The organism is Tessaracoccus sp. MC1865, assembly GCF_017815535.1.
Taxonomy (GTDB): domain Bacteria; phylum Actinomycetota; class Actinomycetes; order Propionibacteriales; family Propionibacteriaceae; genus Arachnia.
In genome coordinates this window covers 438,574-462,723 of the sequence record NZ_CP072596.1, presented here as the reverse complement: position 1 = coordinate 462,723, position 24,150 = coordinate 438,574, and the positions used below count along the sequence as shown (strand labels likewise).

The window sequence follows — 24,150 nt, the reverse complement described above, 5'->3', positions numbered from 1 at the left end:
ACTCCTCCACGATTGATGCAGGGTTTGTTATCAAACCGTGACTCATCGCTCTTCGGATACGACACCGCCGCCGATTCAGCCGTCCCCCGGGCCATGCCTTCGATGACACCACCTCCCCGGAAGCCGCGTGGCTGGCCCGACGAACCGCTAGGTTGCCAGCCAGACCACCATTGCGAGGAGAAACCCATGCCCCTGCCCTCCGCCTGGAGGCGCGCAGCGACGGTTGCCATTGCGGCCATCGTCGGGCTCGCACCCCTGACCGCCTCAGCAGACCCCGGAGACCCGGACCTGCGTGTGCCGCGCGACAGCGCCACCGCCGAAGAGCGCACCGCCCGCTGGCTGAACGCCACCAAGTGGTTCGTCGAGTTCGAGAGCGAGCCCACCGCCAGCGGCGGCAGCCGCACAACGATCCAGCGTCAACACCGCTCGTTCGCCGAGGAGGCGCGCCGCGCGGGCCGCCCCGCGAACGTCATCAGGAACTACGAGCGCCTCTTCAACGGCGTGGCCGTCACCGCTGACACCGCCACCGCCGAGCAGTACGCAGAGCTCCCAGGAGTCAAGGCCGTCCACCCGGTGCGCATATTCTCCGTGCCGGAACCGCAGGACGTCACCCCACGGCTGATCACCGCCATCGCGCAGACCGGCGCGGACATCGCCCAGACCGAGCTCGGCCTCACCGGTGAGGGCGTCAAGGTGGGCATCATCGACACCGGCATCGACATCGACCATCCGGATTTCGGCGGCAGCGGCACCAACGGCTCCACCGGCTTCCCCAGCGCGCGGGTGGCCTACGGCTACGACTTCGTCGGCGACGACTACAACGCCGATCCGACGTCGACCTCCTACCAGCCCGTCCCGAAGCCCGACGGCCGCCCGGACGACTGCCAGGGCCACGGCACCCACGTGGCCGGCATCGTCGGCGCCGACGGTGAGGTCACCGGTGTCGCCCCCGGCGTCACCCTCGGCGCCTACCGCGTGTTCGGCTGCAACGGCTCCGTAGACGACCAGGTGATCCTCGACGCGCTGGAGCGCGCGGAGGCCGACGGCATGGACGTGGTCAACATGAGCCTCGGCGCCGACTACGACTCCTGGCCGGAGGCCCCCACCTCCAAGGCGTCGGACCGCCTCGTGCGCAACGGCGTCGTGGTGGTCAACGCCGCCGGCAACGCCGGCGACAGGTACACCATGACGATCGGCTCTCCCGGCACGGCCGGCCTCGCCATCAACGTGGCGTCCTTCGACAACTCGCACGTGACCATGGGCGAAGTGCTGTTCACCACGGCCAACGGCCCCGTCTCCGCAGGTTTCCTGGGCGCGACGGGCTCGCCAGACGCGACGTCGGCGCTGAACAACCTGCCGGTCGCGCGCACCACGGACCCGCTGAACTGCGAGGTGGAGACCGCTGATCTCACCGGCAAGGTGGCCATCGCCCAGCGCGGCACCTGCACCTTCCACCAGAAGGCCGCCAACGCCCAGGCCGCCGGCGCCGAGGCGCTGGTCATCTACAACAACGAGCCCGGCTTCATCAACGCCACTGTCGAGGGCGAGGTGACCATCACTATCCCGGTGGTCACCGTCACCCAGGCCGTGGGCACCTCCGTGGTGGGCGCGCTCCCCGCCACCATCCAGTTCACCGGCGGGGAGAGTCAGCAGCCCAACCCCACCGGCGGGCTGATCTCGGACTTCTCCTCCTGGGGTCTGGCCGCAGACCTGACCCTGCAGCCGGATCTCGGCGCGCCGGGCGGGTCCATCCGCTCCACCTACCCGCTGGAGAAGGCCGACGGTTACGCCACCCTGTCCGGCACCTCCATGGCCGCACCGCACGTGGCCGGCGCCGTGGCGCTCATGCTGGAGAACGCGCCGTCGATGACCCCGGCGGAGATCCGCAGCCGGCTGCAGAACAGCGCCGTGCCCGCCGCCATCGCCGAACTTCCCGATGCGGGCATCCTCGACGCGGCCCACCGTCAGGGCGCCGGCCTGATCCGCGTCGACCGGGCGCTGCAGGACGGCTTCGTCGTCTCGCCGGGCAAGATCTCCGCCGGCGAATCCGCCGACGGCGCCCACACCGAGACGCTGACCATCACCAACGTCACCGACGCCCCCGTCACCTGGGCGCTGTCCTACGAGGACGCGCTCAGCACCTACCTGGAGACCGATCCGGACTGGGGCGACGGCACGCAGAACACCGTCGGCTACAACCTGTTCGCCTCGCAGGTGTCCTTCTCCGCGCCCAGCGTCACCGTGCCCGCCGGCGGCGCGGCCACCGTCGACGTCACGATTGACGCAGACCCGGAGGCCCCGGAGGGCGCCCAGTACTCGGGCTTCGTCCACCTGACCTCCGACGAGGGAGCCACCGCCGTGTCCGTGCCGTTCGCCGGCATGGCGGGCGACTACGGCAACCTCGAGATCTTCCCGGAGATCTGGGACCTCCCGGCGGTGGTCGAGATCACCGCCTGCTCCTTCTGGGACGAGGGCCAGTGCGTGGACCCGGACGTCGACTACGAGATCGTCGACGCCGGACGCATCTTCACGGGCGGCGAGGACCTGCCGACGGTGGCCTTCCACCAGGCCGTGCCGGTGCAGAAGCTGACCATCGACGTGCTGCGCGCCGACGCCAAGGGCAACCCCATCGACGCCAGCCGCGCCACGGTGCTCAGCTTCGACCACCTGGGACGCTCCGAGTTCGAGTCGCTGTACACGTGGAACGGCCAGCTGCCCAACGACGCCGGCCTGCTCGTCCCGGCCACGCCCGGCAACTACGTGATCCAGGTCACGGGCGTCGCGGCGGACGGCGACGGCGGCAGCCAGAGCTGGACGTCGGCGGCCTTCGGCTGGAAGAACACGCCGGTGGCGTCGCCCACGCCCACGCCGTCGAAGTCGCCCACGGTGCCGGTGGCGAAGCCGACGGTGACCGTCACGAAGTCGCCTGCGGCCGAGCTGCCGGCCGACGTGTACAACACGCCGGGCATGCACGAGGTCAACGGCCGCAAGTGGTTCACGGCCTGCGAGGACTACTCGCAGACCGTGCGGTGCCGCACGATGATCTGGGCCACCACTGTGATCCAGGCCGACGACGGCTCGTTCGTGCCGCGCAGCGGGTGGGCGTTCAACAACCTCACCTACCTCCCGCACATGACGCGGGCGCAGTGGGGCACCAACCCGCTGGCGGTCAACGGCACCTGGAAGGGCACCGACGGCCGCACGTGGCGCACCGAATGCGACACGGCGACGACGGGGCGCGGCGGCTGCCGCTCCTACATCACCGCCAGCGTGATCGAGGCCTACCCGGCGGCTGACGGTGGTTACGCCTACCGCTGGGCCACCAAGGAGATCCTCAACAACATGGTCCGGTTCCAGAGCTGACCAGCGACACCTGAAGCACCCAGAGGGCCCGGCGACACGTTCGCCGGGCCCCCTCTGCACCTGCCCCGGAGGTGCCGGGACCTCCAGACCTGGGGCGGAGGCGCGAAGCCGTCGCGGACCAGTAGGTTGTGCTCAGCCCTTGGCAACGGAAGGACGCCATGTTCCAGCAACGTTGGTGGCGCACGGCGATGACTTCGCTCGTCGTCGCCGCTCTCACCCTCTCCCCCGCGGTCTCGCGGGCCGACGACCAGACCGCCGCCACGGTGGACCTGGGCAACCTCGCCGACCACGTGACCACCCCCTCGGCAGAACTCGGGAAGACCTGGCCCACCGGGGAGTGGTTCGTCGAATTCCGTTCCCAGCCGACGGTCTCCGGCGGCAGGCAGACGCAACTCCAGCGTGACCGCTCGGACTTCACCGCAGAGGCGCGTGCCGCGAGCCTGCCTGCCGAGGTGAACCGCGTCTACACGCGGCTGTTCAACGGCGTCACCGTCCGCGCCGACGACGCGCAGGCCAGGAAACTGGCCGGGCTGCGCTCGGTCAGGTCGGTCCAGCCGGTGCTGGGCCTGCGCGTTCCCACGGCCCCGCCGTCGGCCGATGGCTCGCCCACCAGGCCGGCGCTGGCCATGATCGGCGCCGACAGGGCGCAGAGCGCGCTCGGGGTGACGGGCCGGGGCGTGAAGGTCGGCATCATCGACTCCGGCGTCGACTACACCCACCCGGATCTGGGCGGCACCGGCTCCGGGACGACGTTCCCCACCGCCCGCGTGGCCTACGGCCGGGACCTCATCGGCGACCACTGGAGCCCCTCCCCCGACGATGAGGGCGGCGCCGGCGAGATCGCCCCGGACAGGGATCCCATGGACTGCCTCGGCCACGGCACACACGTGGCCGGCACCGTCGGCGGCGCGGGCGAGGTCGTCGGCGTGGCCCCCGAGGCGACGCTGGGCGCCTACAAGGTGCTCACCTGCAGCGGCGACACCACCATGGCCGTCGTCCTCGACGCCATGGAACGCGCCACCGCCGACGGCATGGACGTCGTCAACATGAGCCTCGGCTGGCCGTTCCAGAGCTCGCCGAACCACCCGCTGTCGCAGGCCGGTGACCGCATGGTCGACGCCGGCGTCGTCCTGGTGGTGGCCGCGGGCAACGAGGGCGAGATGGGCACGCAGACGCTGCGGGCCCCGTCGGTGGCGGAGAAGGCCATCGCGGTTGCCTCGTTCGACTCGACGAGCATCGCCACCCCCGAGGTGGTGTTCACTCCGGCCTCCGGCGATCCCATCCGCTCCGGCTACACCGTCGTGTCCGCCGCTCCCGTGCCGACAGGCTTCACCGGCGAACTGGCCAGGTTCAGCGACCCGCTCCAGTGCAAGCTGGACCCCGCGCTGGAGGGCAGGATCGCGTTGCTCCCCGGCACCGGCGGCTGCGACATCGAGCGGCGCACGCAGCTCGCGCTGGACTCCGGCGCCATCGGCGTGGTGCTCCACGGCGACTACTTCTCCTGGGAGTGGGCCGAGGCCAACGACATCCCGATGATCGGCATCCTCGCCGACGCCGGGCGTCAGGTGGTCCAGTCGCTGGCGAACGGCCCGGTGACCGTGACCGTCCCGGGCACGTTCATCGACGACCCCAACCCGTACACCCCCGGGCTGGCCTCGTCGTTCACCTCCTGGGGACTCGACGCGGAACTGGGCCTGAAGCCCGACCTGGCGGCCCCGGGCGGCGACGTCTATTCGACGCTGCCGCTGTCCATGGGCGGCCACGGGCTGTCGTCGGGCACCTCGATGGCCGCGCCGCACGTCGCCGGCGCCGCCGCGCTCCTCCTGCAGCGCAACCCCGGCTACACCCCCGTCGAGATCCGCACCCGGCTGCAGAACACCGCCACCCCCGCCGTCTACTCGTTCATGCCCCAATCGGGCGTCCTCGACGCGGCCCACCGCCAGGGCGCCGGCCTGATCCACGTGGACCGGGCCATCACGCAGCAGCACCTCGTCACCCCGTCGAAGCTGGCCACCGGGCAGTCCGCGGACGGCCCGTTCCGCCAGACGCTCACGCTGACCAACGCGACGGACGCCCCCGTCACCTGGCGGGCCTCGCACGACGACGCGGTGACGAGCTCGGTCGCCTGGGGCGAATCCAGGACGCAGAACCGGCCGGACTTCACGCAGGAAGCCGCCGAGGTCGCCTTTTCGGCACCCACGGTCACGGTTCCCGCTGGCGGCAGCGCCACCGTCGACGTCACGATCGACGCGCCGGAGACCGCCCCGGACACCGCCATCTACAGCGGTTTCCTGCAGTTCACGACGGACGGTGACTCCCTCCGGGTCCCCTTCGCCGGCATGAAGGGCGACTACGGCGACGCGCCCCTGCTGTTCCCGCAGGCCAGCGCCAGCGCGCCGTTCCTCGGCGTGCTGTGGGGCTGCGCCGAGGTGGAGGGCCGCCAGTGCACCGATTCCATGCCGGCCTTCGGCGTCCGGGAGGACGACACGCCCTACGACGAGTGGCAGCTGCCCGCCGTCGGGTTCACGCTGGGCACTCCCGCCTCGGCCGTCACGCTGTCGGTGCTGGCCACCGACACCCAGGGAACGCCGGTCGAGAGGTCCGAGCAGGAGGTCTACACCGAGCCCGCTCCGTGGCGCTCACCGGAGGCCAACTTCGCCGCCTGGGACGGCATGCTGGCCGGCGCCGACGGCGAACCGATGCCCGCCCCGCACGGCACCTACGCCCTGCGGATCACCGTGACCAACTCCGACACCCCGGCGCTGACCGAGACCTGGACGTCGCCGTCGTTCACCTGGCTGGAGGCCATCGAACCGGAGGAGCCCAGCCCGGAGCCGACGCGAAGGCCGACCACAGCCGCCCCGAGGCCCGAGGTCAGGGACGTCTACAACACGCCGGGCCTACACATGGTCAACGGCCGGCAGTGGTTCACGGCCTGCGAGCCGTACTCGCAGACGGTGCGCTGCCGCACGATGATCATGGCCACCACCGTCACCGAGACGGCCGGGGCGTTCACCCAGACGACGGGGTGGGTGTTCAACAACCTCACCTACCTGCCGCGGATGACGCGCGCCCAGTGGGGCACCAACCCGTTGGCCCGGGGCGGCGCCTGGACATCGGCCGACGGCCGCACGTGGCGCACCGAGTGCGACACCGCCGCCACGGGCCGCGGCGGCTGCCGCACCTACCTGGGCGCCAGCGTCATCGCGGCACTGCCCACGGCGGGCGGCGGCACCCAGTACACCTGGGTGACGAAGGAGATCCTCAACAACATCGTCCGGTTCCGCTGACCTGACGAAAACAACTGCGGCCGGCCCCCGAGGGGACCGGCCGCAGCATTGTTCAGTGCGTCAGCGAGGCGTCACTTGGACGACTGGCCGGCGGAGCGGAGCTGCTGGCAGGCCTCCACGACGCGGGCGGCCATGCCGGCCTCGGCTGCCTTGCCCCAGGCGCGGGGGTCGTACAGCTTCTTGTTGCCGACCTCACCGTCGATCTTCAGCACACCGTCGTAGTTCTTGAACATGTGCGTGACGACCGGGCGGGTGAAGGCGTACTGGGTGTCGGTGTCGATGTTCATCTTGATGACACCGTGGTCGACCGCGTCGGAGATCTCCTGCGCGGTGGAGCCGGAACCGCCGTGGAACACGAGGTCGAACGGCTTCTCCTTGCCGTACTTGGCGCCGACGGCGTCCTGGATCTCCTTGAGGAGCTCCGGGCGCAGCTTGACGGCACCCGGCTTGTACACGCCGTGCACGTTGCCGAAGGTGAGGGCCGTCATGTAGCGGCCCTTCTCGCCGAGGCCGAGGACCTCGATGGTGCGCAGGCCGTCTTCGACGGTGGTGTAGAGCTTCTCGTTGATGGCGGCTTCGACGCCGTCCTCTTCGCCGCCGACGACGCCGACCTCGATCTCGAGGACGATGTTGGCCTTGGCGCAACGCTCGAGGAGCTCAGCAGCGATCTGCAGGTTCTCCTCCATGGGAACGGCGGAACCGTCCCACATGTGCGACTGGAACAGCGGCAGTTCGCCACGGGCGACGCGCTCCTCCGAGATGGAGAGCAGCGGACGCACGAAGCTGTCCAGCTTGTCCTTCGGGCAGTGGTCCGTGTGGAGCGCCACGTTGACCGGGTAGTTCTTGGCGACTTCCTGGGCGTAGGCCGCGAAAGCGGCTGCGCCGGCGATCTTGTCCTTGATGGTGGGGCCGGAGAAGTACTCGGCGCCGCCGGTGGAGACCTGCAGAATGCCGTCCGAGCCTGCTTCGGCGAAGCCCTGGAGAGCGGCGTTGAGGGTCTGCGAGGAGGAGACGTTGATGGCCGGGTAGGCGAACTTGCCCGCCTTGGCCCGGTCGAGCATCTCCGTGTAGACCTCAGGAGTTGCAACTGGCATGGGAGCCCCTTTTTTCTCGATGAAAACTGGTTCCCGCCCAGCCTATCGCGTCGGCTGGATTCCACACCGTCTGGGTCCGGGTTGTAGCCCGGGCGTTCCCGGGGCGCCAGGGAACGTGTCAGAGGGTCAGAGCAGGTTGTCGAGCGCCGTGGTGTCGAGGCGCACCCGGCCCAGCGAGTACGCCTGGGCGGCGGAGTCGATGACCGCCGGGGCGGCGTCGAGGAACGCCACGGGCACCTTGGCCGCCAGTTGGCCGTTGGCCTCGACGACGAGGGTGGGCCCGGCGCCGAAGTTGTGGCCTGCGAGCTTCAGCGCCGTCACCTCGGCCCACGGCACCGTCACGGCGGTGGGGTGGACGAACTCGACGCCCTTGGGGTCCAGGTAGAAGGCCACGCCGTCGGTGATGGCGGCCAGGTCCTTCTTGGCGTTGCTCAGCCCGACGGCCGACAACACGAGCCAGAACACCGTCGACACCAGCCACAGGGCGGCGATGCCGATGGTCCAGCCCAGCGACCAGTCGCGGCCGAAGAAGAACCAGAACACCACCAGCAGGACCAGCGAAACCACCGTCGAGATCACGCGCCACCGCAGGGTGCTCCGCGCTCTGGTGACGCGTGCCGCCGTGGGCAGAGGCGTCAGCCCGGCCGCGAATCGCTGTCCCTGCTGCTGCATGGAGGTCATGCTAGCGCCACGCCGGTTGAGGCCGGCCCGTGCTGCAGCTGCCAGTGGTACATCGCGATCGCCGCGGCCGCCCCGGCGTTCATCGAGCGGGTGGAACCGTGCTGCGTGATGGCCACCAACTGCTCGCAGCCCGCCACCATCGCCTCCGTCAGGCCGGGGCCCTCGGAGCCGAAGATCAGGCAGCCGTCGGCCGGGAGTTGCGCCGTCTCCAGGGGCACGGAACCGGGCAGGTTGTCGACGCCCACAGCCGTGACGCCCCGCTCCGCGAGGAAGGCCATCAGCGACGCCTCGTCCTCGTGGTGGTGGACGTGGAGGTAGCGGTCCGTGACCATCGCGCCGCGCCGGTTCCACCGTCGCTTCCCGACGATGTGGACGGCCGCCACGTTGAACGCGTTGGCGGTGCGCACGATGGAGCCGATGTTGAAGTCGTGCTCCCAGTTCTGGATGGCCACGTGCAACCGGGAGCGGGTGCGGTCAAGATCGGCGACGATGGCCTCGAGCTTCCAGTACCGGTACCGGTCTGTCACGTTGCGGCGGTCGCCGTCGCGCAGCAGTCCCGCGTCGAGGCGCTCATCGTCCGGCCACGGCTCCGGGTGCGGCCCCACTCCCACGGTCGGCGCAGTGGGGTCGTGGGGCTCGTCGGTCATGCCCGGCAGGATAGCGGCTCAGCCCGCATCGACGGATTGGACAATGCCCGTGGGCATCAGCCCGGGCAGCACGTCGCTGAGCGTCACGATGCCGATCTCGAGGTCGCCGTCAGTCACCACGGCGATCTGCGTGCGCGCCAAGCGCAGCTGGTTCAGCGCGGTGGCCACACCGCTGTCCGCCGACAACCGCACGGGCGGGCGCGCCACGTCCATCGCGGGCCGCGACAGGTCCGGCTCGTCCAGGGTGTCGCGGACGTGCACGATGCCGACGGTGGTCCCACCGTCGCGGACGAGCACCCGCATGTGGCCGTGGTTCCGGGTGACCATCTGCACGTCGGCCAAGGTCCCGGTCACCGGGATGGCGGCCAGTTCCTGCTCCTCGGGCACCAGTTCGCGCACCTGACGCTCGCGCAGGGTCAGCACGGAGGTGATCGACGACTGGTAGCCGGCCTCCAGCGCGCCGACGTTGGCGGAATGCTCCACCAGGTGGCGCAGACCGGCGACGTCCTGCGTGGCCGACAGCCCGTCGACGGGCTCCGCGCCGGCCTTGCGGACCAGCCAGTTGGCCATGGCGTTCATCGCCCTGAGGATGGGACGGACCACGAACATGAAGGCCCGCATCGGCACCGCCAGCAGCACCGAGGATTCCTCGGGGTGCGCGATGGCCCAGGACTTGGGCGCCATCTCCCCCACCACCAGGTGGAGGAACGTGACGATGATCAGCGCCAGTACGAACGACGCGACGTCGGCAACGGCGGCCGGCAGCCCCGTGACCTCCAGCAGCGGGGTCAGCGCGTGGTGCACGGCGGGCTTGGTGATGGCGCCGAGCGCCAGCGTGCACACCGTGATGCCCAGCTGGGAGCCGGCCAGCACCAGGGTGAGTTCATGCGAACTCTTGATGGCGGCGCGGCCGGCGAACGTGCCCGCCCGCTCCTCCAACCGGTGCGGCTTGGCGGCCATCAGCGCAAATTCGACGGCGACGAAGAACGCGCTCAACACGATGATCAGCACGGTCCAGAGGGTGACGGTCCAGCCACTCATGCCTGTCTCGAGCAACATCATTTCTGCTCCCCCAGTTCAGGCAGCGAGATCCGCACGCGGGAGGCCACGTGGCGCTCCACGGCCAGCACCTCGATGCGCACGAGGTGCGCCGGGGAGTGGGAGTCGATGGCGCGCTGCGCCGCCGTCGGCTCCAACACGAGGTTCACGACGGCGCCCTCCTCGGGCAGATCCCCCAGGGAGTGGATGATGAGGCCGGAGATGGTCTCGAAGTCGCCGCCGGGGAGCTTGAGGCCGATGGCGCGCTCCACCTCGTCCACGTGGACGTCGCCGGGCATGACCCAGACGCCGTCGTCGGACTGCGGGAGGTAATCGGGGTTGTCGGGGTCGTGCTCGTCGGTCAGCTCGCCGATGACCTCCTCGGCCAGGTCCTCGAGGGTCACGACGCCCACGAAGACGCCGAACTCGTCGATGATGCAGGCCATCTGTTCGCCGGCGGCGCGCAGCTGGTTCTCGGCGTCCGGCAGCTTGGTGAGATCCGGCAGCCGGAAGGGCTCGCGGGCGATGCGCAGCACGGGCTCGTCGAGGGCGCGGCCGGTGCGCAGCACATCTGCCAATTGGACCACCCCGATCACCGAGTCATGTTCGTCCACCACCGGGTAGCGGGTGTGGCCGGTGGCCATGAGGTTGCGCACCTCGCCGATGGTGGCGTCGGCGCGCACCACGTCGACGTGCACGCGGGGGTTCATGGCGTGGTCGAGGTCGCGGCGCGGGAAGTCGAGGATCCGGTCCAGGATGTGCGCCAGCTCGGGCGACAGCGTGCCGGATTCGCGCGAGGCAGCGACGACGCGCTCGAGATCTGTGGCCGACGCGGCCGACTCGACGTCGTGCACGGGCTCGATCCGCAGCGCACGGAGCAGCAGTTCGGCCGCCTTGTCGAAGACCCAGATGATGGGACCGAACATGGCCAGGTAGATGCGCGTCGACGGCGTCAGCGCGTCCGCCACCACCGTCGAGCGGGCGATGGCGTAGTTCTTGGGGAACAGCTCGCCGATCAGCATCTGCACGAACGTGGAAAACCCGATGGCGACGAATCCGCCGATGGCCACGCTGACCGCGGTGAGCGCCCCGCCGTCGAGCAGGGAGCCGATGGCCTGGCCGATCAGTGGCTCCGCCACGTAGCCGACGAGCAGGCCCGTGACGGTGATGCCCAGCTGGGCGCCGGAGAGCATGAACGAGGTGCGACGGGTGATCTCGAGGGTGCGGGCCGCGCGGTCGTCGCCGGCCTTGGCGCGGCTGCCCAACTTGGACCGGTCAACGGCGACGTAGGCGAACTCCTGCGCCACGAAGTAGCCGGTGGCGACTGTGATCAGGAGCACGACCAGGACGCCTACGAGCAGGGATACAACAGGGGTCATCGGGGCTTACCTCTCAGAGGCAGACGTTGGGACCCCTCCGAAGTGTCACAGCATGGCATGCGCTCCAGTATGTCAGGCGGACGTATCGTCGACACATGACCGAAAAAGCCACCGTCACCAACAATCCCGAGCAGAACCGCTACGAGATCCGGCTGGGCGACGACCTCGCCGGTTTCGCCGACTACATTTTGAGCAACGAACTCATCACGTTCACCCACACGGAGATCGACCCCGCCTTCGAGGGCAAGGGTCTGGGTTCCACTCTCGTCCGCGGTGCCCTCGACGACGTGCGCGGGGCCGGCGACCGCCAGGTGCTGCCCATCTGCCCGTTCGTCAAGAGCTGGATGGCCAAGCACCCTGAATACGAGTCGCTCGGCTACGGCTCCTGACCCGCTGCCCTGCTTGGGGACAGGAGAACGCCCCGGTGTGGTCACCGGGGCGTTCCTGTGGGGATCTGGGGAGATCAGGCCTGCTTGATGGCCGAGATCTCGAACTCGAGGACGACCTTGTCGGAGACGAGGAAGCCGCCGGTCTCGAGGGCGGCGTTCCAGGTCAGGCCGAAGTCGGAGCGCTGGATCTGCTTGGAGCCTTCAAAGCCCACGCGGGTGTTGCCGAAGGGGTCGAGGGCCGAGCCCTGGTACTCCAGCGGGATGGTGATGGACTTGGTGACGTCCTTGATGGTGAGGTCGCCGGTCACGTTGACGGTGTCGCCTTCGATGGAGAAGTCGGTGCCCTTGAAGGTCCAGGTGGGGTAGTTCTCGACATCGAAGAAGTCGGCGGAGCGGATGTGGCCGTCGCGGTCGGCGTTGCGGGTGTTGATCGACGCGGCGTCGATGGTGACCTCGAGGGTGCTGGCCTTCACATCGTCGGCGTTGATGACGGCCTGGCCCTCGAACTTCTCGAAGGAGCCGCGGACCTTGGTGACCATCGCGTGGCGGGTCACGAAGGAGAGGGTGGTGTGGGCGGGATCGAGGACGAAGGTGCCGTGGAGTTCGTTGAGGGACATGTTGTTTCCTTTCCGGGGTGGTAGTTGAAACTCTAACAGTCTTTGGTTGAGGTTTCAACTATGTCGAGCGGTTTTCAACAAAAGGCCTAGTGGCATCCGCGTGTCGCCTCGATGAGGAGGGACGTCTGGTTGGGGCGATGGCTCCACATCAAGATCTGGGGTGGTTGATGACGCTGAATCTAGATTTGCGGTGGTTGATGACGCTGAATCCAGATTTGGGGTGGTTGATGACGCTGAATCTGGATTTGGGGTGGGGTGGCGTGAGGGCCGAATCTAGATCTGAGGTCGCGGACGACGCCGAATCTGGATTCGGAGCCGACGGCCGGGCGCGACGTGGGCCGGGCCGACGGTGGGGCGAGCCGAAAGCGGAAGACGCCCCTGCGTCGCTACGACGAAGGGGCGTCTGCCTGCTAGGGGCCGCTCAGTTCTCGAACGGGGGCCGCTCCGCGGGCTGCTGCTGCGGCTGCTGGATCTGCTGCTGAGGCGGCTGGACCGGCTGCTGGTACTGCTGCTGCGGCGCGATCTGCTGCTGCTGCTCGGGGGCGGCGGGGGGACGCTGGGAGATCTCGCCGAAGTTCACGTCGGGGGCCTGGCGGACCATCGGGTCGTTGACCTCGAAGTAGGTGGCCTTCTCGAACTTCGCGAACCCGGCGATGATGTTGCTGGGTACCGACTCGATGCGCGTGTTGTAGTCGCGCACGTTGGCGTTGTAGAAGCGACGCGAGGCGGCGATGCGGTCCTCGGTGTCGGTCAGCTCGCGCTGGAGCTGCATGAAGTTCTGGTTGGACTTCAGATCCGGGTAGGCCTCCACGGACACCAGCAGGTTGTGCACGGCCTGGGTCAGTTCGGATTCGACGGCGGCGCGTTCTTGGCTGGGCTGGCCGCCGCTCTGGCCGGCGAGCGCACGGGCCTGGTTGCGCAGCGCGGTGATCTGCTCGAGCGTGTTGCGCTCGTGCGCCGCGTAGCCGCGGACCGTCTCCACCAGGTTGGGGATCAGCTCGTAGCGCCGGTTGAGTTCGACGTCGATCTGGCGCCAGGATTCCTGGATGAGGTTGCGGCTCTTGACGAAACCGTTGTAGGCAGCAACGCCCCAGAGGACCACGCCGAGGGCGAGGACGACCAGCACGGCCAGGATGATCAGCAGTGTGTCCACGAAGTTCTCCTATCTTCGGGAATCACGCTACCGCAGGCGCGAAGCCACGGGCAGGGTCTCACCGTGAGCAATTGGAGGGGTCATCGCCCCGGAAGGGCGTTCTTGTCGGCGTGTCGCGCCGTGACCCCATCCAATTGCTCACGGCACGGGGCCGCGGGGTGCCGAAGAGAGGGCCTCAGAGGCCGAGGTCGGCGAGGTTGAGGGCGTAGCGGTACTCGAGCCCGGCCTCGGCGACAGCCTCGGCCGCACCGGTGCCGCGGTCGACGACCACCGCCACGGCCACCACCTCGGCGCCCGCCTCCCGCACGGCCTCGACGGCGGTGAGGGCCGAGCCGCCCGTCGTGGAGGTGTCCTCGACGACCAGCACCCGGCGGCCCGAGACCTCGGTGCCCTCGATCCGGCGCTGCATGCCGTGCGACTTGCTCTCCTTGCGCACCACGAACACGTCCAGGCGGCCGCCGGCTGCGGCCTTCGAGTGCAGCATGGCGGTGGCGACAGGGTCGGCGCCCAGCGTGAGTCCGCCCACGGCGTCGAAATCAAGATCCGCGACCAGGTCGTTCATCACGCGGCCGACGACGGGGGCGGCCGCACCGTCGAGGGTCACGCGCCGCATGTCGACGTAGTAGTCGGCCTCCTTCCCGGAGGCGAGGGTGACCTTGCCGTGCACGACGGCGAGGTTCTTGACGTGCTCGATGAGTTCGGTGCGGTCGGTCATGATGTCTTCTTCTCCGTGTCGCTGAGGGTGCCGAAGCCGACGGCCCGGTCCGGGGTGGGGAACAGATCCTCGCAGGTGGTGAGGGTGATGAGGGCCTGGTGGGGCACGACATCCGGGTGGCCGGGGACCGGCTCGAGGACCCAGTTGTCGTCAGCCCCGACGGTGAGCTCGGCGGGGGCCGAGACGATCTCGTAGGTGAAGGTGGCGGTGCGGGTCTCGACGATGATCTCGTCGCCCTGCCGCAACTCGAGGAGGCGACGGAAGGGCTCCCCCTCCGTCACGCAGTTGCCCGCCAGGGCGAAGTTGCCGAGTTGGCCGGGCAGCGCGCTGCCGGGGTACCAACCGACACCCCGGTTGAGATCCGTGGGCTCGACCCCGGCGATGATCGGCCACTCCGCGCTGAAGGCCGGAATGCGCAGCAGCCAGTTGGCTTCATGCATGCCGGGCTCGGCGATGAGCGGCGGGGCGGCGGGGTCCTCCTGCTGCAATTCGGGAGGGAGCGGCGCGTCCCATTCCGTGCGGAGCCGGGTGATCTCGTCGACGGCGCGGTCACGGGCGAACGCCGTGGTGCCCCAGACCTGCCAACCGAGGAAAGCGCCCACGGCGAGGACCACGACGAGCAGCGTCGCGAGGAGCAGCAGGAACGGGGAGATGCCCCGCTTCTCTCTGATCACCCGAGTCGCCACGGCCCCATTCTTGCAGGATGCCGCCGACTCGCGGTTGCTGAGCCGTCGCCGCGGTCGTCCCTGGGCGGCTCGCCTGGGGTAGTGCATGGAAACTCCTCCAGTCTGGGGCTGCCTGCGCGCGCCGGAGCGGGCAGACCCCGGCTGGCGGAGATCTGATGCGCCCTCCGCAGTCAACGGCGGCGTGGGCTCCGTCGACCCTTCGCCTGCGGGGGCTTCGCAGCGCGCGGCTGCTCCTTCGGGGGCTTCTCCCCCTTGGCCTGGGCGGTCCGGGTGCTGTTGACCGTGCGGCCGCGCACCACGCCGATGAAGTCCTCGATCCGTGGGTGCTCGTTGTCCACCCGCCACGCCAGGCCCACCGTGGTGGGATCCGCATCGACGACGGGGAGGTAGACCATGTCCTTGCGGCTGCCGGAGCGCGCGATCGACATCGGCACCCGGAGGACGGCGGCGGAGTAGGCGGCGAGGTCGACGCTCTCCGGCTCCGCGTCGTGGATCACCCGCGTGCCGTCCTCGGCCAGATCCTCGGCGGTGACCTCGTCCAGCGCCGCCAGGAGGTGGTCCTTGCTCAACCACAGCACGGGCTGTTCTTCGTAGAGCGGGATGACGTGCAGCCCGTTCTTGTCGATGGGCAGCCGCACGAAACACAAGTCGACGTCACCGGCGACCACGGCGCGCCGCTGCTCCGCCTCGGTGACCTCCGTCACCTCCAGCGGTTCGCGGAACCGCTCGCCCCAGATGCGGCGCCATTTGGTGAGGGTGACGCCCGGCACGAAGCCGATGCGCAGGCCGCCGTCGTCTGCTGCTGTCATGCGTTGAGGCTACTGCAGGGCTACGCTTCGGGCATGAGCCAGACGATGAAGCCGATCACCGCAGCGGCCAAACTGGGCATCTACCTGCCCGCCGCGCCCGAGGACTTCCGCACCACCCCCATCACCCGCGAAGAGGTCGACGCGCTGCGCGACGACCCGCCGGAGTGGTTGGTGGAGCTGCGCCGCAACGGCCCGTTCCCCCGCGACGTCGTCGCGCAGAAGCTGGGGGTCTCGAAGTCGGGCCTCGCCCGCTCCGGCGTGAAGGAGGCGCTGACCAGCGATGAGATCGGCGAGCTGCTGGCCAACCCGCCGGGCTGGCTCGTCGACGAGCGCGAGACGCACCAGAAGGTGCTGAAGGAACAGGCCCGTCAGCGCGACCAGCACTGAGAGGACTGACCATGGCCACGATTGAACCCACAGATCCCCCGGTCGCCGACGAGGAAGTCGTCGTCGACGAGGAGTTCCTGCGCTCCATGGAGGACGACGAAGAGGCGCAGAAGATCCTGCAGCTGATGTCGGAGAAGGTCTGCGACTACTGCGAGGCACCGGTCACCTGGCTGGACCCGACGGACCTGCGGGCGGCGGACCCCCAGTCCTTCGATGAGCTCGTTGACCGCTACGGCATCGACCCGGAAGCCATCCTCATGTGCTGGGACTGCCCGGAGTGCGGCAACTTCAGCCTCATGGGAGACGACTTCGAGGTGCAGTGGCTCGACGCCACGCCCCAGTGCCCGGAGTGCGACAGCTACCAGGTGGAGGTCATCGACCCCGCCCGGGTGGCGCACCTCGACCGCGCGCGGTACCTGGAGTGGAAGAAGCAGGTGGGCGTACAGGCGCTGCTCGACGGCGACGCCGTCCAGTGCCACGACTGCGGCGTGCTCAGCTTCGTGCCGAGGCAGGACGCCGAGGGCAACTGACGCCGCCCCGTCCGCGCCGCGACGGCGGGGTCAGGCCGCCACCTCTTCGGGCGGCCGGAACCGGGCGAGCGCGGCGTGCTCGACGGCGCGGCTCCGCAGGAACCAGCTCCACGCGAAGGCCACCAGCGCGATCGTCTCAAGCATCAGGATGGGCTTGTAGCGGCCCAGCATGAAGTAGATCTCCACCGGCAGGAACGTCCACAGCACCATCAGGAGCACCGCGATCACGATGGTGGCGCCGCTGATGCCGTAGGCCACCAGGCGGGGACCCAGGTCATGCTCCGGGATGGCGCTCATGGGGAACAGGATCAGGCAGAACGTCGCCAGCGCCAGGAGGAACACCGAAGCGGCGACATTGTGCAGCCAGTAGGTGGTGCTCACCCCGAACACGCATTGCAGCACCGTGCAGTCCCACTCCGCCTGCCGCGGCTGGAGCGGGGCCAGCGCGACGAGGGCCGCGGCGATCGAGGCCACCTTGGCCACGATCCGATCGGCCCGCAGCTCCGGGTTGGTGGGGTGGTAGCCGCGGTAGGACCAGAGGAACAGGGCCAGCGCGCACAGCGTGCCGACGAACACGTCGCGCATCGGCGTGTAGTAGTACTCCGAGATGCTGCCGCGAAGGCCTTCCCCGCTGATCAGGCTCCAACCGATCAGCGACACCGGCAGGAAGAAGCTCAGCAGGGCGATCACGCGTTGCTGCGTGATGAAGGTTCGCCCCAACTGCTGGTGGCTACTCGGCCGGTCTTCCCGCACGACGCGCACCTCCTATGCCCTCAACGGCGGTCGGAGCACAGGATAGTCGGCTACGACGCGACGGCGGCCCGCCGGGGCAGCCACATGCCGCGCGTGTTGCGCACGACCTCGCCCACGGCGTCGCGGGCCGCGCCGGCCACCTCGCGCAGTCGGCTCGACCCCTCTCGCTTGTCCGGCAGCGAATGGCGCAGCACCGTGCGCCAGGCAGAGAACACCTGCTTGTACAGGGGGCCGGAGACGTAGCGCAGGTTGTGGCGCTCCATCAGTTCCTGGACCCGCGGCGCGATCTGCGGGTACCGGTTGCTGGGCATGTCCGGGAACAGGTGGTGCTCGATCTGGTGCGAGAGGTGCCCGGTCATCAGGTGCATCACCCTCGAGCCGGTGATGTTGGCGGAGCCGAGCATCTGCCGCAGGTACCACTCGCCCCGGGTCTCGCCCTCGATGGATTCCGTCTCGAACGTCTCGACGCCCTCAGGCAGGTGCCCGCACAGGATCACCGAGTGGGTCCAGATGTTGCGCAAGGTGTTGGCGATCACGTTGGCAGCCAGCGTGGGCAACGCTGACGGGCCCGACAGCAACGGGTGCACGACGTAGTCCTTGCTGAACTGCTTGCCGATCTTCTTCAGCGTGGCGGTCAGGTCGGCCTTGAACTCGGCCGTGGACCGCTTGCCGTCCTTCCACTCCTTGATCTGCATGTCGTAGGCGGCGATGCCGTACTCGAAGAACAGCATGGTGAAGAAGTTCGTCACGGACTGGAACAGGTGCTTGAGCTCCCATTCCTGGCCGGAGTCCACGCGCATGATGTTGTAGCCCAGGTCGTTGTCCATGCCGACGACGTTGGTGTAGGTGTGGTGCTCCACGTTGTGCGAGCGCTTCCACTGGTCCGCCGGCGACGCGAAATCCCATTCCCACGTGCTGGAGTGGATCTTCTTGTCGCGCATCCAGTCCCACTGGCCGTGGAGGATGTTGTGGCCGATCTCGGTGTTCTCGATGATCTTGGCGAACGTCAGCCCCGCGGTGCCCGCGATGAACGCCGGCGGGAACTTCGAGAACAGCAGCATCACGCGGCTCCCGGCCTCGAGCATGCGCTGGAGGCGGATGACCCCGCGGATGTAGTCGGCGTCGTTGGCGCCGCGGCTGCCCAGCACCTCGTCGCGGAGCTCGTCGAGCTCGCGGCCGATGGCCTCGATGTCTGCCGGGCTGAGGTGGGCAATGGGGTTGCGCCGCCCCGTCGACGAGGTTTCGGCGCGCTGTTGCGGTGTGCTGGCGGTGATGCGGTTGGAACGAACTTCCGTGGTGGCGGTCATGGCATGTCCTAAACGGTGAGGTGACAGGGCCCGGCCGCAGCCGATACGCAGGTCTGGACGAGTACAGGGTCTTGCGGATCAGCCGTGGTGACTTCCCCGGTGCGTAGGTCGCGGATGCTGCCGCCGGTGAGCGGCAACACACAGTTGAAGCAGATGCCCATCCGGCAGCCGGAGGGCATCAGGACGCCTGCGTCTTCGCCGGCGTCGAGCAGGGTGGTGGCGGCGTCGGCGTCCACCGTCACGCCGGAGGTGTCGAAGGTTACCGCGCCACCGTCGCCGACGGCGATGATGGCCGCGCGGAAGCGTTCGGTGTGCAACCGCTCCCCCAGGCCTTCGGCAGCCCAGTGGGCCTCCGCGTCGTCGAGCATGGCGGCAGGGCCGCAGGCCCAGGTGTCGCGGCTGCGCCAGTCGGGGACCACCGAATCGAGTTGGTCGGGCGTGAGGATGCCGTCGACGGCGGTGAAGCGGGTGACCAGCCGCAGGCGACCGGCCGCCTCGAGGCGACGCAGCTCAGGGAGGAACAGCGCCTCGGCCTCGCTGGGGGCGGAGTGGACGATGACCACATCCGCCGGCAGGGGGTCGTTGCGCAGCATGCCCATGATGGGCGTGATGCCGGAGCCCGCCGTCAGGAACAGTGCGGCGGGCGGGGTGGGCGTGGGCAGCGTGAAGAGGCCTTCGGCCTGGTCCAGGTGGAGCAGCGTCCCCGGGGCGAGGCTGCGGACGAAGTTGCTGACCTTGCCGTCCGGGATGGCGCGTGCCGTGATGGTGAAGGTGTCGGCATTCACCGGGCTGGTCAGGGAGTACGCGCGCCACAGGCGCACGCCGTCCACGTCGAAGCCGATGCGGACGTACTGGCCGGGCGTGTGGGGGCGCCAACCCCTGCCGGGACGGATGGTGAGGGTGGTGGCGTTGGGGCCTTCGGCGCGCACGCCCAGCACCCGGCCGCGGAGTTCGGCACCGGAGCCCAGCGGGCTGATGAGGTCGAGGAAGTCTTCGGGGAGAAGCGGGGTGGCGATGGCCTCCGCAACCCTGCGGGCGCCCTTCCGGACACCGCCGAGAACGCGCTTCGCGACCGACGTGGCCTGGGGCTGAGGGGCGATGACCCCCGTTGTGGTCATGTATACAAGCCTACGGCACCGTAGGTAACGGGCAGGGAAAACGGCATTCCCGTGGACAGGAACCGGCTCCCCAGGCCCCGCCCGAGGCGCTCCCCGAGCGCCGCCGCTGAGGTTTGGCTAGGCTCTCCACGTGGCTGACCGACTCTTTCCCGACCCCGAAACGATGGGGGCGTATTACGTCCGGTTCGGCCCCACGTCGCAGTCCTACGTGGATCCGTACCAGCCGGATCTGCTCCTGTTCGAGTACGTGGCGCACATCTCCCTCCTGCTGGAGCACTCGGCCTTCCGGGCCCCGGCGGACCAGCGGCTCCGCGTCGTCCACATCGGCGGCGCCGGCATGACTCTCCCGCGCTGGGTGGCCCACCGTCGGCCGGAGACTGCCCAGGTGGTGTGCGAGCCCGACGTCGAGCTCACCGAGGAGGTGCGGCGCAAGATCCCGCTGCCCACCCGTTCCGGGATCAAGGTGCGCGACGTCGACGGCCGCACCGGGTTGGCCGCGATGCCCTCGCAGTGGGCCGACGTCATCATCGTCGATGCCTTCAAGGAACTCGTGGTGCCGGGAGACCTGGTGACCCAGCAGGCGCTGGACGACCTGCGGCGCATCGTCAGGGGCGACGCCGTCGTCATCTTCAACATCACCGACAAGGCGCCCTTCGAGTGGGCCCGGAAGCTCGCAGGCGGGCTCAACCAACGGTGGAAGCATTCGATGATCGGGATGGAGAACGACGTCTACAAGGGCCGACGCTTCGGGAACCTGCTGATGTTGGCGTCCGACACCAAGCCCGACACCGGGCCGATCGAGCGTGAATCCGGGCGCCGGCTCTTCGGCTACCGCTGGGTCACGGGGCACGCGGCGCAGCGCTGGCCCGGCGGGGCGCTGCCCTTCACCGACGACACCATGGAGGACTCGCCCGGCCCCCGGGGCCGGGGATGGTGAGCGGTCCGTGGGGCGCGGGGATTTTGTCGCCCTGCGCAGCTAGCCTGAGGTCATGGACAACCTGCAGCTCCGCATCGGAGACCTGGAACGCAACGAGGCCGTCGGGTTCCTCCAGACGCATGCGGAGCAGGGCAGGCTCAGCTCCGATGAGTTCAACGAACGGATCGGCAACGCGCTGACGGCCCGCACGCTCGGGGAACTGGCGTCGCTCTTCTCGGATCTGCCTGCACCCAAGCCCGGCCCCGCGTCCAGCCTGCCTGCGGTCCCGTCGCCGGCCCCGCTGCAGACTCCCCCACCGCCGCCCTACGCCGCGCCCCACCAGCCACCCTCGCCCTACGGCCCGCCGCAGCTGCCGCCGCCCTACCCGCCGCCCATGTACGCGCACCAACCCGTGGCCCCGGTCCAGCAGGTGTTCGTCAACCAGAGCGGGCCCGTCGGGATGTACCGCAAGTACAACTCGTTCTGGGTGCACCTGCTCCTGTTCTTCCTCACCGGCGGCATCGGCAACATCATCTACGCCTGGTACATCTGGGACTGGAACACCAAACGCGGGTACTGAACCGCCGGTCCCACCGGGCAGGCGCCGGAGATGGGGCGCCGTGACAGGGGCATAGACTCGCCCCCGCCATGAGTTTGAGCCGACGTGTCCTCGCCCTAGCGGTGCCCGCCTTCGCCGCGCTGGTCGCCCAGCCGTTGATGATGCTGGCGGACACCTGGATCGTGGGCCACCTCGGCACCGTTCCGCTCGCCGGCCTCGGCATCGGTTCCGGCCTGCTCACCACGGCCACCGGCCTGATGATCTTCCTCGCCTACGGCTCGACGTCCGTGGTGGCGCGCCAGATCGGCGCCGGTCACCGCGGCCGGGGCATCGAGCTGGGCGTCCAGGCCATGTGGCTGGCCGGCCTCATCGGGGCGACGGTGGGCTCACTCGTCTGGATCGCCTCGCCGTTGCTGTCCACCGCGCTGGGGGCGACGGGCGACGTGCACACCCAGGCGGTGGAGTATCTGCGCTGGTCCCTCCCCGGGTTGCCGGGCATGCTCGTGATGCTCGCCGCCACCGGCACCTTCCGCGGGCTCGCGGACGCCCGCACCCCGCTGGTGCTGTCCATCAGCAGCGCGGCGCTCAACCTGGTGCTCAACGTGGCGCTCGTCGTCGGCCTCCAGATGGGCATCGGCGGCGCAGGCCTCGGCACCGCGCTGGCAGAAACCGCGCTGGGCGCGACGGCAGCCCTGCTCGTCGCGCGCAAGGCCCGGGCCGCCGGTGCGAGGCTCCGCCCGTCGTGGACGGAGATGATGAGCAGCCTGGCAGTCGGCGTCCCGCTGTTGCTGCGCACCGTCACCCTGCGCATCGCGCTCCTCATCACCACCTACATCGCCGCCCGGCAGGGCACGGCCGGACTGGCCGCGCACCACGTCGTGATGCAGGTGTGGGGTCTGCTCTCCTACGCCCTCGACGCGCTCGCCATCGCCGGGCAGACCATCATCGGCACGGCGCTGGGGGCGGCCAACCCGAAGGAAGCCCGCGACTCCACCCGCCTCATGACTTGGTGGTCCGTGGGCGGCGGCGCAGTGATCGGCGTGCTCGTGGTGCTCGTCCGGGAACCGGTGGCGGCGTTCTTCGCACCCGACGACGCGGTCCGCACGCTCGTCGCCTTGCTGCTGGTCCTGATCGCCGTCACGCTCCCGCTGGCCGGTTACGTGTTCCTCCTCGACGGTGTGCTGATCGGCGCCGGGGACGGCCGCTACCTGGCCATCGCCGGGGTGATCACGCTGCTGGGCTACGCTCCCCTGTCATTCGGTGCGCTCACCGTCGACGCCGGAGTGCCGGGGCTCACGTGGTTGTGGCTGGCGTTCGCCGTCGGGTTCATGGGGTTGCGGGCTCTCACGCTGGGTCTGCGCGCCCGCGGCGACCACTGGATGCGGCTGGGCGCAAGCTGACCCAGCGGGTGTGACGCGCCCGCCGGACCGGCTGGTAGCGTCGTGACATGCGAGTACTTGCACCGCTTGTCCTCACTGCCGCACTGACGCTGGCCGCCTGCACCGGCCCGGGTGAGCAGCCCAGGCCGGGAGACCGGGCGCCCACTCCCGCCACCTCCCCCAACTTCACCACCTCCGCACCGTCCGCGCCGTCACCGGCCGCCCCCGAGGCGTCGTCCACGGCGGCGGAGCCCACCGTCGCGGAATCGCCCACCGCGGAGTCGAAGGAGCCGGCGCCCGAGACCCACAAGTTCGCCGTCACGGAGCATGAGGCCTACACCAACCCGTGGGCGTTGGAGTTCCTGCCGGGCACGGATCTCCTGGCCATCACGGAGCGCACCGGGGCGCTGAAGCTGCGCTCGCCGGACGGCACGGTGCGCGAGGTGAGCGGCGTTCCTGAGGTCGCCGTCGCGGGCCAGGGCGGCTTCGGCGACATCGTCGCCGGGCCGACGTTCGAGACCGACGGCACCGTCTACCTCTCCTGGGTTGAACGTGGCGACGGCGGGGCGGGCGCGGTGGTCGGCACGGCCACGCTGGACGTCGACGCCGCCACGCTGAGCACCGTGACCAAGATCTGGGCGCAGACGCCGAAGGTGGACGGCGACGGCCACTTCTCCCACCGCATGGCCATCCAGGGCGACCACCTCTTCGTCAGCTCCGGCGACCGCCAGAAGATGGACCCGGCGCAGGAGATGGACAACACGCTCGGCAAGATCCTGCGCCTCACCCTCCACGGGCAACCGGCCCCTGACAACCCCTTCCAGGAGGACGCGCCGGCGGCGCAGCAGTTCTGGTCCATGGGGCACCGCAACGTGCTCGGGCTCGCGTTCGACGCCGACGGCCGCCTGTGGGCGTCGGAGATGGGGCCCGAGGGCGGCGACGAACTCAACCTGATCAAGCCCGGCCTCAACTACGGCTGGCCGGCCGCCTCCAACGGTTCGCACTACGGAGGCGGGCCCATCCCGGACCACGCTTCCGGCGACGGGTTCGAGCCGCCGAAGGTGTTCTGGACCCCGTCGATCTCGCCCGGCTCGTTGATGATCTACCAGGGCAGCCTGTTCCCCGGCTGGACGGGGGACGCCTTCCTCGGCGCGCTCTCCGGCGAGGCACTGGTACGGGTGAAGCTGGATGGCGAGACCGCCGCCGAACAGGAGACCTGGCCGATGGGCGCCCGCATCCGGGCCGTCGAGGAGGGTCCCGACGGCGCGATCTGGCTGCTGCAGGACGGCGACAGTGCGCTCCTGCTGGAGTTGCGCCCGGCCTGATGCCCTGGGGGTTGC

The 24,150-nt window shown here is 69.5% G+C and carries 22 protein-coding genes; 9 read left to right on the top strand and 13 right to left on the bottom strand.

Features of this window, described 5'->3' with window-relative positions; all coding sequences use genetic code 11:
* The first annotated feature begins 186 nt into the window (after window positions 1-186).
* Both J7D54_RS14370 and J7D54_RS14365 read left to right on the top strand, forming a co-directional pair.
* Window positions 187-3,363 carry a S8 family serine peptidase gene (locus J7D54_RS14370; protein ID WP_182762615.1) on the top strand — a complete coding sequence of 1,059 codons (3,177 nt, stop codon included), beginning with the start codon at window positions 187-189 and terminating at the stop codon, window positions 3,361-3,363.
* A gap of 158 nt (window positions 3,364-3,521) precedes the next feature.
* Entirely contained in the window at window positions 3,522-6,653 is a 3,132-nt protein-coding gene (locus tag J7D54_RS14365) for a S8 family serine peptidase (RefSeq protein ID WP_182762617.1), read from the top strand.
* A gap of 71 nt (window positions 6,654-6,724) precedes the next feature.
* Here the strand turns inward: J7D54_RS14365 and fbaA are convergent, their stop codons facing one another.
* The 5 genes from fbaA to J7D54_RS01890 all read right to left on the bottom strand — a co-directional run bounded on the left by fbaA (window position 6,725) and on the right by J7D54_RS01890 (window position 11,492).
* Complete coding sequence (fbaA, locus tag J7D54_RS01910; protein WP_182762619.1) at window positions 6,725-7,747, bottom strand: class II fructose-bisphosphate aldolase; 1,023 nt, start codon at window positions 7,745-7,747, stop codon at window positions 6,725-6,727.
* Window positions 7,748-7,873: 126 nt separating this feature from the next.
* Window positions 7,874-8,419, bottom strand: coding sequence for a hypothetical protein (locus J7D54_RS01905; RefSeq protein WP_182762621.1), 546 nt, complete (start codon window positions 8,417-8,419; stop codon window positions 7,874-7,876).
* A gap of 5 nt (window positions 8,420-8,424) precedes the next feature.
* Window positions 8,425-9,075 carry a TrmH family RNA methyltransferase gene (locus J7D54_RS01900; protein WP_182762623.1) on the bottom strand — a complete coding sequence of 217 codons (651 nt, stop codon included), beginning with the start codon at window positions 9,073-9,075 and terminating at the stop codon, window positions 8,425-8,427.
* Between the two features lie 18 nt (window positions 9,076-9,093).
* On the bottom strand, window positions 9,094-10,134 hold the full coding sequence (locus tag J7D54_RS01895) for a CNNM domain-containing protein (protein ID WP_220486211.1): 1,041 nt from the start codon (window positions 10,132-10,134) through the stop codon (window positions 9,094-9,096).
* A complete protein-coding gene (locus J7D54_RS01890) occupies window positions 10,134-11,492 on the bottom strand; it encodes a hemolysin family protein (protein ID WP_182762625.1) in 1,359 nt (452 codons plus the stop codon). Before J7D54_RS01890 ends, J7D54_RS01895 begins: the two co-directional genes overlap by 1 nt.
* A 95-nt stretch (window positions 11,493-11,587) precedes the next feature.
* Between J7D54_RS01890 and J7D54_RS01885 the strand changes: the two genes are divergently transcribed.
* Window positions 11,588-11,881 carry a GNAT family N-acetyltransferase gene (locus tag J7D54_RS01885; RefSeq protein WP_182762627.1) on the top strand — a complete coding sequence of 98 codons (294 nt, stop codon included), beginning with the start codon at window positions 11,588-11,590 and terminating at the stop codon, window positions 11,879-11,881.
* A 74-nt stretch (window positions 11,882-11,955) separates the two neighbouring features.
* Here the strand turns inward: J7D54_RS01885 and J7D54_RS01880 are convergent, their stop codons facing one another.
* From J7D54_RS01880 to J7D54_RS01860, 5 genes are all read right to left on the bottom strand, one after another.
* Window positions 11,956-12,498, bottom strand: a complete 543-nt coding sequence (locus J7D54_RS01880; protein WP_182762629.1) for a YceI family protein — start codon at window positions 12,496-12,498, stop codon at window positions 11,956-11,958.
* Between the two features lie 421 nt (window positions 12,499-12,919).
* On the bottom strand, window positions 12,920-13,651 hold the full coding sequence (locus J7D54_RS01875; protein ID WP_182762630.1) for a LemA family protein: 732 nt from the start codon (window positions 13,649-13,651) through the stop codon (window positions 12,920-12,922).
* Between the two features lie 175 nt (window positions 13,652-13,826).
* Entirely contained in the window at window positions 13,827-14,366 is a 540-nt protein-coding gene (pyrE, locus tag J7D54_RS01870) for an orotate phosphoribosyltransferase (protein WP_182762632.1), read from the bottom strand.
* Window positions 14,363-15,052, bottom strand: a complete 690-nt coding sequence (locus tag J7D54_RS01865; protein WP_182762634.1) for a class E sortase — start codon at window positions 15,050-15,052, stop codon at window positions 14,363-14,365. Before J7D54_RS01865 ends, pyrE begins: the two co-directional genes overlap by 4 nt.
* A 170-nt stretch (window positions 15,053-15,222) precedes the next feature.
* The gene (locus tag J7D54_RS01860) at window positions 15,223-15,861 is read right to left on the bottom strand and encodes a LysR family transcriptional regulator substrate-binding protein (RefSeq protein WP_182762636.1); all 639 of its coding nucleotides are present in this window, start codon (window positions 15,859-15,861) and stop codon (window positions 15,223-15,225) included.
* A gap of 33 nt (window positions 15,862-15,894) precedes the next feature.
* Between J7D54_RS01860 and J7D54_RS01855 the strand changes: the two genes are divergently transcribed.
* Both J7D54_RS01855 and J7D54_RS01850 read left to right on the top strand, forming a co-directional pair.
* Complete coding sequence (locus J7D54_RS01855; protein ID WP_076063686.1) at window positions 15,895-16,248, top strand: DUF5997 family protein; 354 nt, start codon at window positions 15,895-15,897, stop codon at window positions 16,246-16,248.
* A gap of 11 nt (window positions 16,249-16,259) precedes the next feature.
* Window positions 16,260-16,778, top strand: coding sequence for a hypothetical protein (locus J7D54_RS01850; RefSeq protein ID WP_182762638.1), 519 nt, complete (start codon window positions 16,260-16,262; stop codon window positions 16,776-16,778).
* A 30-nt stretch (window positions 16,779-16,808) separates the two neighbouring features.
* On the opposite strand, the gene J7D54_RS01845 is transcribed toward J7D54_RS01850, so the two are convergent.
* The 3 genes from J7D54_RS01845 to J7D54_RS01835 are packed head-to-tail and all read right to left on the bottom strand — an operon-like array spanning window position 16,809 to window position 19,956.
* A complete protein-coding gene (locus J7D54_RS01845) occupies window positions 16,809-17,531 on the bottom strand; it encodes a hypothetical protein (protein ID WP_182762640.1) in 723 nt (240 codons plus the stop codon).
* A 50-nt stretch (window positions 17,532-17,581) separates the two neighbouring features.
* On the bottom strand, window positions 17,582-18,838 hold the full coding sequence (locus J7D54_RS01840; protein ID WP_182762642.1) for an acyl-CoA desaturase: 1,257 nt from the start codon (window positions 18,836-18,838) through the stop codon (window positions 17,582-17,584).
* A gap of 8 nt (window positions 18,839-18,846) precedes the next feature.
* Window positions 18,847-19,956, bottom strand: a complete 1,110-nt coding sequence (locus J7D54_RS01835; RefSeq protein WP_182762644.1) for a ferredoxin reductase — start codon at window positions 19,954-19,956, stop codon at window positions 18,847-18,849.
* A gap of 130 nt (window positions 19,957-20,086) precedes the next feature.
* Between J7D54_RS01835 and J7D54_RS01830 the strand changes: the two genes are divergently transcribed.
* The 4 genes from J7D54_RS01830 (at window position 20,087) to J7D54_RS01815 (ending at window position 24,135) form a co-directional block, all read left to right on the top strand.
* Window positions 20,087-20,893 (top strand): spermidine synthase, encoded by an 807-nt coding sequence (locus tag J7D54_RS01830; RefSeq protein ID WP_182762646.1) that lies wholly within the window; start codon window positions 20,087-20,089, stop codon window positions 20,891-20,893.
* Window positions 20,894-20,945: 52 nt separating this feature from the next.
* Entirely contained in the window at window positions 20,946-21,452 is a 507-nt protein-coding gene (locus J7D54_RS01825) for a DUF1707 domain-containing protein (RefSeq protein WP_182762648.1), read from the top strand.
* Between the two features lie 68 nt (window positions 21,453-21,520).
* Entirely contained in the window at window positions 21,521-22,831 is a 1,311-nt protein-coding gene (locus tag J7D54_RS01820) for an MATE family efflux transporter (protein WP_182762650.1), read from the top strand.
* 47 nt (window positions 22,832-22,878) lie between these two features.
* On the top strand, window positions 22,879-24,135 hold the full coding sequence (locus J7D54_RS01815; protein WP_182762652.1) for a PQQ-dependent sugar dehydrogenase: 1,257 nt from the start codon (window positions 22,879-22,881) through the stop codon (window positions 24,133-24,135).
* The last annotated feature ends 15 nt before the right edge of the window (window positions 24,136-24,150 follow it).